Annotated in this window: 12 protein-coding genes; 9 read left to right on the forward strand and 3 right to left on the reverse strand. The window is 62.8% G+C overall.

Annotated features, from left to right (window positions below):
* Nucleotides 1-251 precede the first annotated feature (251 nt).
* Complete coding sequence (polA, locus tag ACK1U9_RS06465) at nucleotides 252-2999, reverse strand: DNA polymerase I (RefSeq protein WP_153671590.1); 2748 nt, start codon at nucleotides 2997-2999, stop codon at nucleotides 252-254.
* A gap of 75 nt (nucleotides 3000-3074) precedes the next feature.
* Here polA and ACK1U9_RS06470 point away from each other — a divergent pair, with 75 nt between their 5' ends.
* Together ACK1U9_RS06470 and ACK1U9_RS06475 are read left to right on the forward strand one after the other, a co-directional pair.
* The gene (locus ACK1U9_RS06470) at nucleotides 3075-3362 is read left to right on the forward strand and encodes a DUF2782 domain-containing protein (RefSeq protein ID WP_013970316.1); all 288 of its coding nucleotides are present in this window, start codon (nucleotides 3075-3077) and stop codon (nucleotides 3360-3362) included.
* 69 nt (nucleotides 3363-3431) lie between these two features.
* On the forward strand, nucleotides 3432-4382 hold the full coding sequence (locus ACK1U9_RS06475; protein ID WP_024087954.1) for a homoserine kinase: 951 nt from the start codon (nucleotides 3432-3434) through the stop codon (nucleotides 4380-4382).
* 111 nt (nucleotides 4383-4493) lie between these two features.
* On the opposite strand, the gene ACK1U9_RS06480 is transcribed toward ACK1U9_RS06475, so the two are convergent.
* Complete coding sequence (locus tag ACK1U9_RS06480; RefSeq protein ID WP_153671589.1) at nucleotides 4494-5450, reverse strand: zinc ABC transporter substrate-binding protein; 957 nt, start codon at nucleotides 5448-5450, stop codon at nucleotides 4494-4496.
* Between the two features lie 18 nt (nucleotides 5451-5468).
* Between ACK1U9_RS06480 and zur the strand changes: the two genes are divergently transcribed.
* From zur to ACK1U9_RS06500, 4 genes are all read left to right on the forward strand, one after another.
* The gene (gene zur, locus ACK1U9_RS06485) at nucleotides 5469-5954 is read left to right on the forward strand and encodes a zinc uptake transcriptional repressor Zur (RefSeq protein ID WP_046615272.1); all 486 of its coding nucleotides are present in this window, start codon (nucleotides 5469-5471) and stop codon (nucleotides 5952-5954) included.
* Nucleotides 5951-6727 carry a zinc ABC transporter ATP-binding protein ZnuC gene (gene znuC / locus ACK1U9_RS06490; protein WP_046615273.1) on the forward strand — a complete coding sequence of 259 codons (777 nt, stop codon included), beginning with the start codon at nucleotides 5951-5953 and terminating at the stop codon, nucleotides 6725-6727. The genes zur and znuC overlap by 4 nt, the downstream gene beginning before the upstream one ends.
* A complete protein-coding gene (gene znuB / locus ACK1U9_RS06495; protein ID WP_046615274.1) occupies nucleotides 6720-7502 on the forward strand; it encodes a zinc ABC transporter permease subunit ZnuB in 783 nt (260 codons plus the stop codon). The genes znuC and znuB overlap by 8 nt, the downstream gene beginning before the upstream one ends.
* A gap of 127 nt (nucleotides 7503-7629) precedes the next feature.
* Nucleotides 7630-8337 (forward strand): PA5502 family lipoprotein, encoded by a 708-nt coding sequence (locus ACK1U9_RS06500; protein WP_153671588.1) that lies wholly within the window; start codon nucleotides 7630-7632, stop codon nucleotides 8335-8337.
* A gap of 114 nt (nucleotides 8338-8451) precedes the next feature.
* Here the strand turns inward: ACK1U9_RS06500 and katE are convergent, their stop codons facing one another.
* Entirely contained in the window at nucleotides 8452-10587 is a 2136-nt protein-coding gene (gene katE / locus ACK1U9_RS06505; RefSeq protein ID WP_085601995.1) for a catalase HPII, read from the reverse strand.
* A gap of 227 nt (nucleotides 10588-10814) precedes the next feature.
* Between katE and ACK1U9_RS06510 the strand changes: the two genes are divergently transcribed.
* The 3 genes from ACK1U9_RS06510 (at nucleotide 10815) to ACK1U9_RS06520 (ending at nucleotide 13328) form a co-directional block, all read left to right on the forward strand.
* Nucleotides 10815-11822, forward strand: coding sequence for a methionine ABC transporter ATP-binding protein (locus ACK1U9_RS06510; protein ID WP_003256960.1), 1008 nt, complete (start codon nucleotides 10815-10817; stop codon nucleotides 11820-11822).
* Entirely contained in the window at nucleotides 11822-12493 is a 672-nt protein-coding gene (locus tag ACK1U9_RS06515) for a methionine ABC transporter permease (protein ID WP_013970307.1), read from the forward strand. The genes ACK1U9_RS06510 and ACK1U9_RS06515 overlap by 1 nt, the downstream gene beginning before the upstream one ends.
* A gap of 64 nt (nucleotides 12494-12557) precedes the next feature.
* Nucleotides 12558-13328, forward strand: a complete 771-nt coding sequence (locus ACK1U9_RS06520; RefSeq protein WP_025337216.1) for a MetQ/NlpA family ABC transporter substrate-binding protein — start codon at nucleotides 12558-12560, stop codon at nucleotides 13326-13328.
* Nucleotides 13329-13377: the final 49 nt, after the last annotated feature.

Below are 13377 nucleotides of genomic sequence, written 5' to 3' on the forward strand. Positions count from 1 at the left end.
GGGGGAAGTTCGGGGTCCAAGTCCGGACCGCTAGGGCGGGGTCCAGATATCTGCCAACACTTAACACAACATAGGAGCATCGAAAGGCTTCACCAGCCATTCAGTTACTCTGAGTTCCGCTTCACCGGTTTAGTTCCAAAGCCCTGAAAACTATTTGCGATAGTTTCATGAAACTTCAGCACCGCTGGCACTGAGCAGTGCCAGGATCCGCATCCCTACGTCACGGATCCTACACAGCTTTCCCCGCCCGATCAGTGAGCTTCGTCCCAATTCGCACCAATTCCTGCCTCGACCAGCAGCGGTACATCCAGCTGTGCGGCCTTGCTCATGTGCAGGCGAATTTCATCTTTCACTTGCTCAACCAGGTCCTCGCGCACTTCCAGCACCAGTTCGTCGTGTACCTGCAGGATCACCCGGGCATCCAGCCCGCTCTCGCTCAGCCAGTTATCCACATTGACCATGGCCCGCTTGATGATGTCGGCCGCAGTGCCTTGCATCGGGGCGTTGATCGCCGTGCGCTCGGCGCCCTTGCGCAGAGCCGGGTTCTTGGCATTGATATCCGGCAGGTACAGGCGGCGGCCGAACAGGGTTTCGACAAAACCTTGCTCCGCCGCCTGGGCGCGGGTGCGCTCCATGTAGGCCAGCACGCCCGGGTAGCGTGCGAAGTAGCGGTCGATGTAATCCTGCGACTGCTTGCGGTCGACGCCGATCTGCTTGGCCAGGCCAAAGGCGCTCATGCCGTAGATCAGCCCGAAGTTGATGGCCTTGGCACTGCGGCGCTGGTCAGTGGTGACGTCTTCCAGGGGTACGCCGAATACTTCCGCCGCTGTGGCGCGGTGCACGTCCAGGTCGTTGCGGAAGGCATGCAGCAAGCCTTCGTCCTTGGCCAGGTGGGCCATGATGCGCAACTCGATCTGCGAGTAGTCCGCCGCCAGCAGCTTGTAGCCCGGGCTGGCGACGAAGGCCTGGCGGATGCGTCGGCCTTCGGCAGTACGGATCGGAATGTTCTGCAGGTTCGGGTCGCTGGACGACAGCCGGCCAGTGGCCGCCACCGCCTGCTGATATGAGGTGTGGATACGCCCGGTGCGCGGGTTTATCTGCCCTGGCAGCTTGTCGGTGTAGGTGCTCTTGAGCTTGCTCAGGCTGCGGTACTGCATCAGTACCTCCGGCAGCGGGTAGCCTTGTTCGGCCAGCTCGTCGAGCACCGCCTCCGCCGTGGATGGCTGGCCTTTGGTGGTCTTGCTCAGCACCGGCATGCCCAGCTTGTCGTAGAGAATCGCGCCCAGCTGCTTGGGCGAGCCGAGGTTGAACTCCTCACCGGCCAGCTCATAGGCGCGCTGCTCCAGCTCGGCCATCTTCACCCCCAGCTCACCGCTCTGCACCTGCAGCAGCGCAGCATCGACCAGCGCCCCCTGGCGCTCGATCTTGGCCAGCACCGGCACCAGCGGCATCTCGATGTCCATCAGTACCGGCTGCACGCTCGGCGTCTGCGCCAGGCGCACCTGCAGCGCCTGGTGCAGACGCAGGGTGATGTCCGCGTCTTCGGCAGCGTAGGGGCCGGCCTTGTCCAGGTGGATCTGGTTGAAGGTCAGCTGCTTGGCGCCTTTGCCGGCAATGTCCTCGAAAGCGATGGTGGTGTGGTCGAGGTACTTCTGCGCCAGGCTGTCCATGTCGTGACGGGTGGCGGTGGAGTTCAGCACGTACGACTCGAGCATGGTGTCGTAGGCAACGCCGCGCATTTCGATGGCGGGCGAGCCGTTGGCAAGGATGTTGATATCGTACTTGGCGTTCTGCCCGACCTTGGCCTTGGCCGGGTCTTCCAGTAGCGGCTTCAGCGCCAGCAGCACGGCGGCGCGGTCCAGCTGGACCGGCGCGCCTTCATAGTCGTGGGCCAGCGGCACATAGGCCGCTTCATGCGGCTCGACGGCGAACGACAGGCCGACAAGCTGCGCCTGCTGCGCGTCCAGGCTGGTGGTCTCGGTGTCGAAAGCGAACAGTGGCGCCTGACGCAGCTTCTCCAGCCAGAAGTCGAAACGGGCCTGGTCGAGAATGGTCTCGTACCTGGGCTCGATCTTGGCCACCGGCTCCGCGACTGGCGCAATATCGTCACCGGCGTTGGCAGCGTCACGCTGCACCTCGGCGACCCAGCTCTTGAATTCCATCTCGGTGTACAGCGCCAGCAACGCTTCGCGATCAGGTTCGCCGCACACCAAGGCATCAACTTCGATATCCAGGGGCACGTCGACCTTGATGGTAGCCAGCTCATAAGACAGGAACGCCGCGTCGCGGTGCTCTTCCAGCTTGGCCGGCAGGGTCTTGGCGCCGCGAATGGCCAGTGTCGGGACCTTGTCCAGGTTGGCATACAGGTCGCTGAGGCCACCGCCGATACCGGTAAGCAGGCCCACCGCGGTTTTTTCGCCCACCCCCGGTACACCGGGGATGTTGTCGACCTTGTCGCCCATCAGCGCCAGGAAGTCGATGATATGTTCCGGGCCGACGCCAAATTTCTCGTGCACGCCAGCCACGTCCAGCACGCTTCCGGTCATGGTGTTGACCAAGGTAATGTGCCCGTCCACCAGCTGCGCCATGTCCTTGTCACCGGTCGAGATGATCACCGGGCGGCCCAGCGCGGCGCTGCTGCGCGCCAGGGTGCCGATCACGTCGTCGGCCTCGACCCCCTCGACGCACAGCAGCGGGTAGCCCAGCGCCTTGACGCTGGCATGCAGCGGCTCGATCTGCACCCGCAGGTCGTCCGGCATGCTTGGGCGGTTGGCCTTGTATTCGGCGAACATTGCATCGCGGAAGGTGCCACCCTTGGCGTCGAACACCACCGCGAACAGGCTGTCGGGGTATTGCTTGCGCAGGCTCTTGAGCATGTTCAGCACCCCCTTCACCGCGCCGGTCGGCATGCCTTTGGAGGTAGTCAACGGCGGCAGCGCGTGGAAGGCGCGGTACAGGTAGGAGGAACCGTCCACCAGGACGAGGGGCGCTTGGCTCATGAGCAGAATCAACCTTTTCGACGGGTCCGGCGCTAGAATAGCCAGAATCATTGACGACAAAGGGACAAGGTTATCATGCGTACACTCAATCGCCTGTTACTGCTCGGTCTGTTGGCCACCATGCCTGTCGTCACCCTGGCGGCGGACGACGCCCCCTCGGCCGATCCCGAGGTGACCATTCGCACGGAAGGCGACAAAACCATCCAGGAGTACCGGCAGAACGGGTTCCTGTATGCGATCAAGATCACGCCGAAAAACGGCAAGCCTTATTTCCTGGTACGCGCCGATGGCTCTGATGGCAATTTCATTCGATCCGACCAGCCGGACATGCTGATTCCGTCCTGGAAGATCTTCGAGTGGTAATCTGACGCGCACCGTTCACATCAACCCGGCACTTCCCGGCGGAAGTGCCCGTATGGGCAATTTTTCATCATGTCAGTCTTCACCCCCGTGACCCGGCCTGAGCTGGAAACCTTTCTGGCACCGTACGCGCTGGGTCGTCTGCTCGATTTCCAGGGCATCGCCGCCGGCACCGAGAACAGCAATTTCTTCGTCAGCCTCGAACAGGGGGAGTTCGTCCTGACGCTGATCGAGCGCGGGCCCAGCGAGGACATGCCGTTCTTCATCGAGCTGCTGGACACTTTGCACGCAGCCGACATGCCGGTGCCCTATGCAATACGCGACCGCGACGGCAATGGCCTGCGCGAGCTGTGCGGCAAGCCGGCGCTGCTGCAGCCACGGCTGTCGGGCAAGCACATCAAGGCACCGAACGCCCAGCACTGCGCCCAGGTCGGCGAGCTGCTGGCGCACATTCACCTGGCTACCCGCGAGCACATCATCGAGCGCCGCACCGACCGCGGCCTGGACTGGATGCTGGCCTCGGGTGCCGAGCTGCTGCCGCGCCTTACTGCCGAGCAAGCCGCGCTGCTGCAGCCGGCGCTGGATGAAATCAGCGCACACAAGGCACAGATCCTGGCCCTGCCACGGGCCAACCTGCATGCGGACCTGTTCCGCGACAACGTGATGTTCGAAGGCACCCACCTGACCGGTGTAATCGACTTCTACAACGCCTGTTCCGGGCCGATGCTGTATGACATAGCCATCACCGTGAACGACTGGTGCCTGGATGAACACGGCGCGATCGATGTGCCACGTGCCCAGGCGCTGCTGGCGGCCTATGCGGCGCTACGGCCCTTCACCGCAGCCGAAGCCGAGCTGTGGCCGGAGATGTTGCGGGTAGGCTGCGTGCGCTTCTGGTTGTCGCGCCTGATTGCAGCGGAATCGTTTGCAGGGATGGATGTGATGATCCACGACCCGAGCGAGTTCGAAGTGCGTTTGGCGCAGCGTCAGCAGGTGGCATTGCACCTGCCGTTCGCCCTCTAGAGCGTGTCTGCTTCTTCGCGGGTAAACTCGCTCCCACAGGTACGGTGAAAGGCGTGAAGCTGGCACTATCCCTGTGGGAGCAGGTTTACCCGCGAAGAGGCCGGCACAGGCCTACAGCTGTTCCAGGCACCCAACCAGGTCGCCACCCAGCTTTTCCAGCAAGCGCTCATAGCCTTTGCCATCCACAGGGTCGGAACCGCCCAGGGCATCCAGCTCGGCCAGGCGCACCGGCAGCCCGGCGGTCAAAGTCTCGGCAAGCCGTGGCCGCAGCGGCGGTTCGCTGAACACACAAGTCTTGCCCACTTCCTGCAGGCGCTTGCGCATGGCCGCCACGTGCTGCGCACCCGGCTGCACCTCGGAGGCCACGCTGAACACCCCGGTGTGCTTGAGCCCATACTCTGCTTCGAAATAGTCGAACGCTTCGTGGAACACGAAGTAAGGCTTGCCGGCGATCCCGGCCACCCGCGCCTTGATCCGCCCATCCAGCGCGTCCAAGCGTTCGTCGAAGGCCTTGAGGTTGCTCTGGTAGCGCGCCACATTGGCCGGATCGACCTGCGCCAGATCAGCCGCCATTTTCGCGGCAATCACCCGCGCATTGACCGACGATAGCCACAGGTGCGCGTCCAGGCTGCCCGGGCGGTGGTCATGATCATGGTCGTCATGGTCTTCTTCCTCGTGGGAATGGCTGTCCTCGCCAAAATGCCGCAGCTTCATGCCCGGTAACGCCTGCACGGCCACCGTGGGCTTGCTGCGATTACCCAATACCCGCGGCAGGAAGCCCTCCATGTCCGGACCGATCCAGTACAGCAGGTCGGCATCGCCCACCCGCCGTACGTCGGACGGGCGCAGCGCATAGTGGTGCGGCGAAGCACCCGGCGGCAGCAATACGTCGGGGTTGCCAACACCATCCTGCACGGCGGCGGCAATCTGCTGCAGCGGTTTGATACTGGTCAGCACGCGCACGTCGGCCTGGGCGGAAAATGCGATGAAAGCGACAAAAAGGACTAGGAATCGGGACACGGTGAATACTCGAGTCATCAGAAACAGGTAACATAATAACGTCTCCATCCAGAACCGTCGCTGCCCATGTCCATCACGCCGCTGGCCAACCGTCCTCACGATCATTCTCATTGCGTACACAGCGCACTGACTGAAGCCGACGCCTTGTGCACCCGCCAGGGCCTGCGCCTGACCGCGCTGCGCCGTCGAGTGCTGGAACTGGTCTGGCAAAGCCACAAGCCACTGGGCGCCTACGACATCCTCGCCGTGCTCAGTGAGCAGGACGGCCGCCGAGCCGCGCCCCCAACGGTGTACCGTGCGCTGGACTTCCTGCTGGAAAACGGCCTGGTGCACCGCATCGCCTCGCTCAACGCCTTCATCGGCTGCAGCCACCCGGAACACCTGCACCAGGGTCAGTTCCTGATCTGCCGGGCCTGCCATGTAGCCATCGAACTGGAACAGAACAGCATCAGCGAAGCCATCATCAGCAGCGCCAAGGGCGTGGGCTTCACGGTCGAGACCCAGACGGTTGAAGTGGTAGGCCTGTGCAGCAATTGCCGGAGCGCGGCATGAACGATGCGCTGATCCGCCTGGAGCAGGTCGGTGTCACTTTCGGTGGCGAGGCGGTGCTAGACAGTATCGACCTGTCGGTCGCACCTGGCCAGATCGTCACCCTGATCGGCCCGAACGGCGCAGGCAAGACCACCTTGGTGCGCGCCGTGCTTGGTCTGCTCAAGCCGCACCGCGGCAAGGTATGGCGCAAGCCGAAACTGCGCATTGGCTACATGCCGCAAAAGATCCAGGTTGATGCCACGTTGCCGCTGTCGGTACTGCGCTTCTTGCGCCTGGTGCCCGGTGTAGACCGCGCGGCAGCCTTGTCGGCGTTGCAGGAAGTGGGCGCCGAACAGGTCATCGATAGCCCGATCCAGACCGTTTCCGGCGGCGAGATGCAGCGGGTATTGTTGGCCCGCGCCCTGCTGCGCGAACCCCAGCTGCTGGTGCTCGACGAGCCAGTGCAGGGCGTAGACGTGGTCGGCCAGACCGAGCTGTACAACCTCATTACCCGCCTGCGCGACCGCCACGGCTGCGGCGTGCTGATGGTTTCCCACGACCTGCACCTGGTGATGAGTGCCACCGACCAGGTGGTGTGTCTGAACCGCCACGTGTGCTGTTCGGGCCACCCCGAGCAGGTAAGCGGCGACCCGGCATTCGTCGAGCTGTTCGGCCAGAACGCCGCACCCAGCCTGGCCATCTACCACCACCATCACGACCACAGCCACGACCTGCACGGCTCGGTGGTCGCCCCTGGCCCCCATGTTCACGGAGCGCACTGCAAGCATGGCTGATTTTCTTCTCTACGCCCTGCTTGCCGGTTTGTCCCTGGCGCTGGTGGCCGGCCCACTGGGCTCCTTCGTGGTGTGGCGGCGCATGGCCTATTTTGGCGACACCTTGTCCCACGCCGCCCTGTTAGGCGTGGCCCTGGGCTTCGCCCTGGACGTCAGCCCGGCGTTGGCGGTAACCGTGGGCTGCCTGTTGCTGGCGATCTTGCTGGTGACCTTGCAGCAACGCCAGCCGCTGGCCTCCGACACCCTGCTCGGCATCCTCGCCCCCAGCACCCTGTCGCTGGGCCTGGTGGTGCTGAGCTTCATGCATGACGTGCGCATCGACCTGATGGCGTACCTGTTCGGCGACCTGCTGGCCATCAACACCACCGACCTGGCCTGGATACTTGGCGGCAGCGCGCTGGTTTTGCTGCTGCTCGCTGCACTTTGGCGGCCGTTGCTGGCAGTTACCGTGCACGAAGAGCTGGCCATGGTCGAAGGCCTGCCGGTGGCCGGGCTGCGCATGGCGCTGATGCTGCTGATCGCGGTGGTGATTGCCGTGGCCATGAAGATCGTTGGTGTGCTGCTGATCACCTCGCTGCTGATCATTCCTGCCGCTGCGGCACAACGTCACGCCCGCTCTCCCGAGCAGATGGCCCTGGGCGCCAGCCTGCTGGGCGTGACCGCAGTATGCGGCGGCCTGGCCATGTCCTGGTTCAAGGACACTCCCGCAGGCCCATCGATCGTGGTCTGCGCGGCGGTGCTATTCTTGCTGAGCCTGGCCCTGCCAAAACGCTGAAAAACAGGGCGCGTGAAGGCGCGCCCTGCAACCTTTTCGCACGTAAAGGGTCTGTAAGACTTGTTTTCGAGCGTGCGCACCTGGGTGTAGACTTGCTCGCTTTTTGCGCAAATAGAGAGTCGCAGGAATGAAGCCGTTCGCCTCCCGTTATCTGCTTGTTGCCGCGTTTTCCCTGTTCCTGGCTGCGTGTTCCAGCGCGCCGGTAGAACAGGCCACCGCACCTGCCCAAGCCGATGCCTGGCAGCAGTTGCAACAGAGCATCGCCAGCAACGAGCTGGCCACCGCCGAAGACCAGCTGGCAGCCTTGCAGGCGCAGGCGCCGGATGACGCGCGTCTGGAGCAATACCAGCGCCAACTCGCCGAAGCCTACCTGCAACGCAGCCAGATCTTCCTGCAGAAGGGTGATGTGAACGCTGCCGCCACCGCCTTGGCCCGTGCCCGTGCGCTGATGCCGCAGGCCCCGGCAGTGACTGGTGGCGATGCAGTGACCCAGGCGCGCAAAGCAGAGCTGGAGAAGGCTGAAGCGGCGCTGAAAGCGGCCGAGGCCAAGCCCAAGGCGCGCATCATCGACCCGGCTGCACCGAGCACCGTCGTGGCCTTGAAAACCACCGACAGCCGCGCCATGCGTCGCCAGCTGGATGACATTGCCGCCGATGTGGTGAGTTATCAGTGCGACGTGGTGTTCCAGGTGCCGCGGACCGAGGATGCGCCTTGGCTGAAGACCTTGCTGGAAAAACGCGTGCGCAAGATCGACAGCGGGTTCGAGCTGAAGCAGAAGCACGAGATTCAGCGATCGCTGCCTGCGCAGGTGGTTCTGGTTCCGCATCAGCAATAAGCCTCCCGGGCCCTATCGCCGGCAAACCAGCTCCCACCTCGACCGCACCAATTTCAAGCCTGGTGCAGTACCTGTGGGAGCTGGCTTCCCGGCGATGGGCTGCGAAGCAGCGCCTTAGGCCGGCACAGCCTCCGCAGCTGCCTCCCGCTCCCACACCCGATGCCCTTCTACCGCTTTGACGAAGGCATCTACGATCTTCTGCTCATCTCCCAGCAGCAACCCTTTGTCTTCTTTCAACCCCAAGCTGCCCAAAAGCTCTTTGGTCAACACCATCGCCTTCAGGTGCTTGTAGCCCTCCAACAAGAAGTGCTTGGCCAAGCCGCTGGCCGCCAGCGCATCGGTCGAAGCCTTGCCCCCAGGCACGACAATGCCATCGAACATGATCGATGGCATCCCTTCCATGGAAGCATCCACCGGTAGTTGCTTGCCGTCCGCAGCCTTCACCGGTGCCGAGGTCGGCCCAAGGAGCAATGGTCGGGCACTGTGCGCTTCCAGGGCCTTGACCAGCTTGTCTACACTGGCAGCGTCTACGCCGTCTGCCACCAGCACGGCAATCTTGCGCCCCTTGATGCCAACCGAACCCGGGTGGTTCATCTGGCTCAAGGCAGGAGACTGCGCAAGCTGGCTCCCCTTCACTGGCACCGTGCCCCCGCTCGGCGCAGGCAAGCCCAGGTTGGCGGCCACCGCAGCTGCCAGCTTCAGGTCGATATTGGCGAGAATTTCATTCACTTCCCGAGCGCGGATCGCCTCCCGTTCCACTTTGCCCAATTCAAAGCTGTAGGCCTTGATGATGTGCTGCTGCTCGGTCGGGCTCATGCTCTGGAAGAACAACCGCGCCTGCGAGAAGTGGTCGCCGAACGACTCGCTGCGCTGGCGGATCTTGTGCGCATCGATACGCTCCTGATAACTCTCGAAACCACCATCCTGCTCAGCAGGTGGCGTTTCCTTCGGCCAGCCACCATCGATGGAATTGGGCTCATACGATGCGCGGCCCTTATGCACCACATGCTGATGCAGGGCATCGCGCTGGTTGTTGTGGTTGGGAGCGATGGGGCGGTTGACCGGGATCTGGTGGAAATTGGGCCCGCCCAGGCGGCTAAGTTGCGTGTCGGTGTAGGAGAACAGCCGCCCCTGCAGCAAGGGGTCGTTGGTAAAGTCGATACCAGGCACGATATGACCCGGGCAGAACGCCACCTGTTCCACTTCGGCAAAGAAGTTGTCCGGGTTGCGATTCAGGACCATCTTGCCCAACGGTGTAACCGGCACCAGTTCTTCCGGGATTATCTTGGTTGGGTCCAGCAGGTCGAAATCAAATTTGTGCTCATCGGCTTCCGGCACGATCTGTACGCCCAGTTCCCACTCCGGGTAATCGCCCGTCTCGATTGCTTCCCACAAGTCGCGACGCTGGAAGTCAGCGTCCTTGCCTGCCAATTTCTGCGCTTCGTCCCATAGCAAGGAGTGCACACCCTGGCGCGGCTTCCAGTGGAATTTGACGAAACTGGCTACGCCCTCAGCGTTGATCAGCCGGAAGGTATGCACCCCGAACCCTTCCATCATCCGCAAGCTGCGCGGGATAGCACGGTCCGACATAGCCCACATGACCATATGGGCCGACTCCGGTACAAGCGAGACGAAATCCCAAAAGGTGTCATGGGCCGAAGCGCCGGTCGGGATCTCGTTATGCGGCTCCGGCTTTACGGCGTGGACGAAATCCGGGAATTTGATCGCATCCTGGATGAAGAACACCGGCATGTTGTTGCCCACCAGGTCGAAGTTGCCCTCGTCGGTGTAGAACTTCACAGCAAAGCCCCTCACGTCACGCACGGTGTCGGCTGAGCCACGCGGGCCCTGTACCGTGGAAAATCGCACGAAGACAGGCGTAACTTTCTCCGGGTCCTGCAGGAAGCCGGCCTTGGTCAGCTCGGCGTGGTTGCCATAGCTCTGGAAATAGCCATGCGCCCCCGTCCCTCGCGCATGCACGATGCGTTCAGGGATGCGCTCGTGGTCAAAGTGCGTGATCTTCTCGCGCATGATGAAATCTTCGAGCAGTGAGGGGCCTCGATCACCGGCCTTCAGCGTGTTCTGGTTGTCGGCGATGCGCACCCCCTGGTTGGTGCGCAGCGCATGGCCTGTAGCATCGCTGCGGTCAGCCTCCAGGCTCTGTAACTTTGCGTTGGTATTGGCCCGGTCCGGGGTCTGGGTGCCAGCGGCTTCGCTGTGCTTGGGCGCGTCCGTGTTCTTTCTGGGCATGGTCGGCTCTCCTCGTCAGTCTTCAGGCGTACCCGTTTCGGGCTGTGTGCAAGTAGTGACCGGGAGGCTTTGCCGAGCGTTCAATCAGGATTACCGGTTGTCGCGATATGCCCGAAGGATTGGTGCATTACGAAATAAATGCTAAGAACAGCTATGGGAAAAGGCTAAAATGCGCGACCCCAGCTAACCGCTGACCCAAATTCCATGCGCCCCACAAGGTTCGCTACGTGATCGAGTTCCAACAGGTACACAAGACCTACCGCGTCGCCGGTAGGGAAATCCCCGCACTGAATCCGACCAGCCTGACCATCGAAGATGGCCAGGTGTTCGGCCTGATCGGCCATTCCGGCGCTGGCAAGAGCACCATGCTGCGCCTGATCAACCGCCTGGAAGAGCCTTCTGGCGGCAAGATCATCGTCGACGGCGAAGACGTTACCGCGTTCAACGCCAGCCAGCTGCGCGGTTTCCGCCAGCAGGTCGGGATGATTTTCCAGCACTTCAACCTGCTGGCCTCCAAGACCGTCGCCGACAACGTCGCCCTGCCACTGACCCTGGCCGGCGAGCTGTCGCGCAGCGAGATCGACAAGCGCGTGACCGAACTGCTGGCCCGCGTCGGCCTTTCCGACCACGCCAGAAAGTACCCGGCGCAGCTGTCCGGTGGCCAGAAGCAGCGCGTCGGCATCGCCCGCGCCTTGTCCACCAACCCGAAGATCCTGCTGTGCGACGAGGCCACTAGCGCCCTCGACCCGCAAACCACCGCCTCGGTCCTGCAATTGCTGGCCGAAATCAACCGTGAGCTGAAGCTGACCATCGTACTGATCACTCACGAAATGGACGTTATCCGCCGGGTCTGCGACCGCGTGGCAGTGATGGACGCCGGCCAGATCGTCGAGCAGGGCTCGGTGGCCGAAGTGTTCCTGCACCCTCAGCACCCCACCACCAAGCGGTTCGTCCAGGAAGACGAGCAGGTCGACGAAGGCGAGCAGCGGGACGACTTCGCCCATGTGCCGGGCCGCATCGTGCGCCTGACATTCCAGGGCGACGCCACCTACGCGCCGCTGCTGGGCACCGTGGCCCGCGAAACCGGTGTGGACTACAGCATCCTCGCCGGGCGTATCGACCGTATCAAGGATGTCCCCTATGGCCAGCTCACCCTCGCCCTGATCGGCGGTGACATGGAAGCGGCGTTCGCCCGCTTCAAGGCAGCTGACGTACATATGGAGGTACTGCGTTGATGGACGCCCTGAATTTCTTTGCCAACGTCGACTGGGCCGAAATCTGGCTGGCCAGCGTCGACACCATGATCATGCTGTTCGGCTCGCTGTTCTTCACCGTGCTGCTCGGCCTGCCGCTGGGCGTGCTGCTGTTCCTGTGCGGGCCGAAACAGATGTTCGAGCAGAAGGGTGTGTATGCGCTACTGTCGCTGATCGTCAACATCCTGCGCTCGCTGCCGTTCATCATCCTGCTGATCGTGATGATCCCGATCACCGTGCTGATCACCGGCACTTCGCTAGGCGTCGCCGGCGCCATTCCGCCGCTGGTGGTGGGTGCCACGCCATTCTTCGCACGCCTGGTGGAAACCGCCCTGCGTGAAGTGGACCGCGGCATCATCGAAGCCACCCAGTCGATGGGTGCCACTACCCGCCAGATCATCACCAGCGCACTGCTGCCGGAGGCCCGCCCGGGCATCTTCGCCGCCATTACCGTGACCGCCATCACCCTGGTGTCGTACACCGCCATGGCCGGTGTAGTCGGTGCCGGCGGCCTGGGCGACCTGGCCATCCGCTTCGGCTACCAGCGTTTCCAGACCGACGTGATGGTCGTCACCGTGGTGCTGTTGCTGGTACTGGTTCAAGTCCTGCAGAGCGTGGGCGACAAACTGGTCGTGCATTTTTCCCGTAAGTAACCCCAATGGGGTCGGCCCGGCCGACCCGTTCGGGGGCCGTCGCGGCCCTCACAAGGAGTGATCAATGAAGAAGCTGCTTGCTGTTGTCGCCGCTGTCGCGGCCTTCTCGGCCCACGCCGAGTCCCTGACCGTTGCCGCTACCCCGGTGCCGCACGCCGAGATCCTCAACTTCGTCAAACCTGCACTGGCGAAAGAGGGCGTGGAGCTGAAGGTCAAGGAGTTCACCGACTACATCCAGCCGAACGTGCAGGTTGCCGAAAAGCGCCTTGACGCCAACTTCTTCCAGCACCAGCCGTACCTGGATGAGTTCAACAAGGCCAAGGGCACCAACCTGGTTAGCGTTGCCGGCGTGCACATCGAGCCACTGGGCGTGTACTCGACCAAGATCAAGAAGCTCGACGAGCTGTCCTCCGGCGCCACCGTGGTAATCCCCAACGACGCCACCAACGGCGGCCGCGCGCTGCTGCTGCTGGACAAGGCCGGTGTGATCAAGCTGAAGGACAACAAGAACATCCTGTCCACCGTGAAGGATGTTGCCGAGAACCCGAAAAGCCTGAAGTTCCGTGAGCTGGAAGCAGCCACCATCCCGCGCGTGCTGACCCAGGTCGATGCTGCCCTGATCAACACCAACTACGCGCTGGAAGCCAAGCTGAACCCGGAGAAAGACGCCCTGGTCATCGAAGGCAGCGACTCGCCTTACGTGAACATCCTGGTTGCCCGCCCGGACAACAAGGACTCGGACGCGATGAAGAAGCTGGCCGCTGCACTGCACTCGCCTGAGGTGAAGCAGTTCATCAACGAGAAGTACAAAGGCGCTGTGGTGCCGGCGTTCTAAGCCGTCATATCGCGCAGGACTCTTCGCGGGTAAACCCCCACCCCCAGGG

It is taken from the genome of Pseudomonas sp. XP1, from assembly GCF_053557675.1.

Bases quoted from the DNA above. Each gene is read 5' to 3' on its own strand.
- ACK1U9_RS06480 (WP_153671589.1), bottom strand. From the start codon at position 5,450: ATGGAGACGTTATTATGTTACCTGTTTCTGATGACTCGAGTATTCACC.
- znuC (WP_046615273.1), top strand. From the start codon at position 5,951: ATGAACGATGCGCTGATCCGCCTGGAGCAGGTCGGTGTCACTTTCGGT.
- ACK1U9_RS06475 (WP_024087954.1), top strand. From the start codon at position 3,432: ATGTCAGTCTTCACCCCCGTGACCCGGCCTGAGCTGGAAACCTTTCTG.
- polA (WP_153671590.1), bottom strand. From the start codon at position 2,999: ATGAGCCAAGCGCCCCTCGTCCTGGTGGACGGTTCCTCCTACCTGTAC.
- znuB (WP_046615274.1), top strand. From the start codon at position 6,720: ATGGCTGATTTTCTTCTCTACGCCCTGCTTGCCGGTTTGTCCCTGGCG.
- ACK1U9_RS06520 (WP_025337216.1), top strand. From the start codon at position 12,558: ATGAAGAAGCTGCTTGCTGTTGTCGCCGCTGTCGCGGCCTTCTCGGCC.
- zur (WP_046615272.1), top strand. From the start codon at position 5,469: ATGTCCATCACGCCGCTGGCCAACCGTCCTCACGATCATTCTCATTGC.
- ACK1U9_RS06515 (WP_013970307.1), top strand. From the start codon at position 11,822: ATGGACGCCCTGAATTTCTTTGCCAACGTCGACTGGGCCGAAATCTGG.
- ACK1U9_RS06500 (WP_153671588.1), top strand. From the start codon at position 7,630: ATGAAGCCGTTCGCCTCCCGTTATCTGCTTGTTGCCGCGTTTTCCCTG.
- ACK1U9_RS06470 (WP_013970316.1), top strand. From the start codon at position 3,075: ATGCGTACACTCAATCGCCTGTTACTGCTCGGTCTGTTGGCCACCATG.
- katE (WP_085601995.1), bottom strand. From the start codon at position 10,587: ATGCCCAGAAAGAACACGGACGCGCCCAAGCACAGCGAAGCCGCTGGC.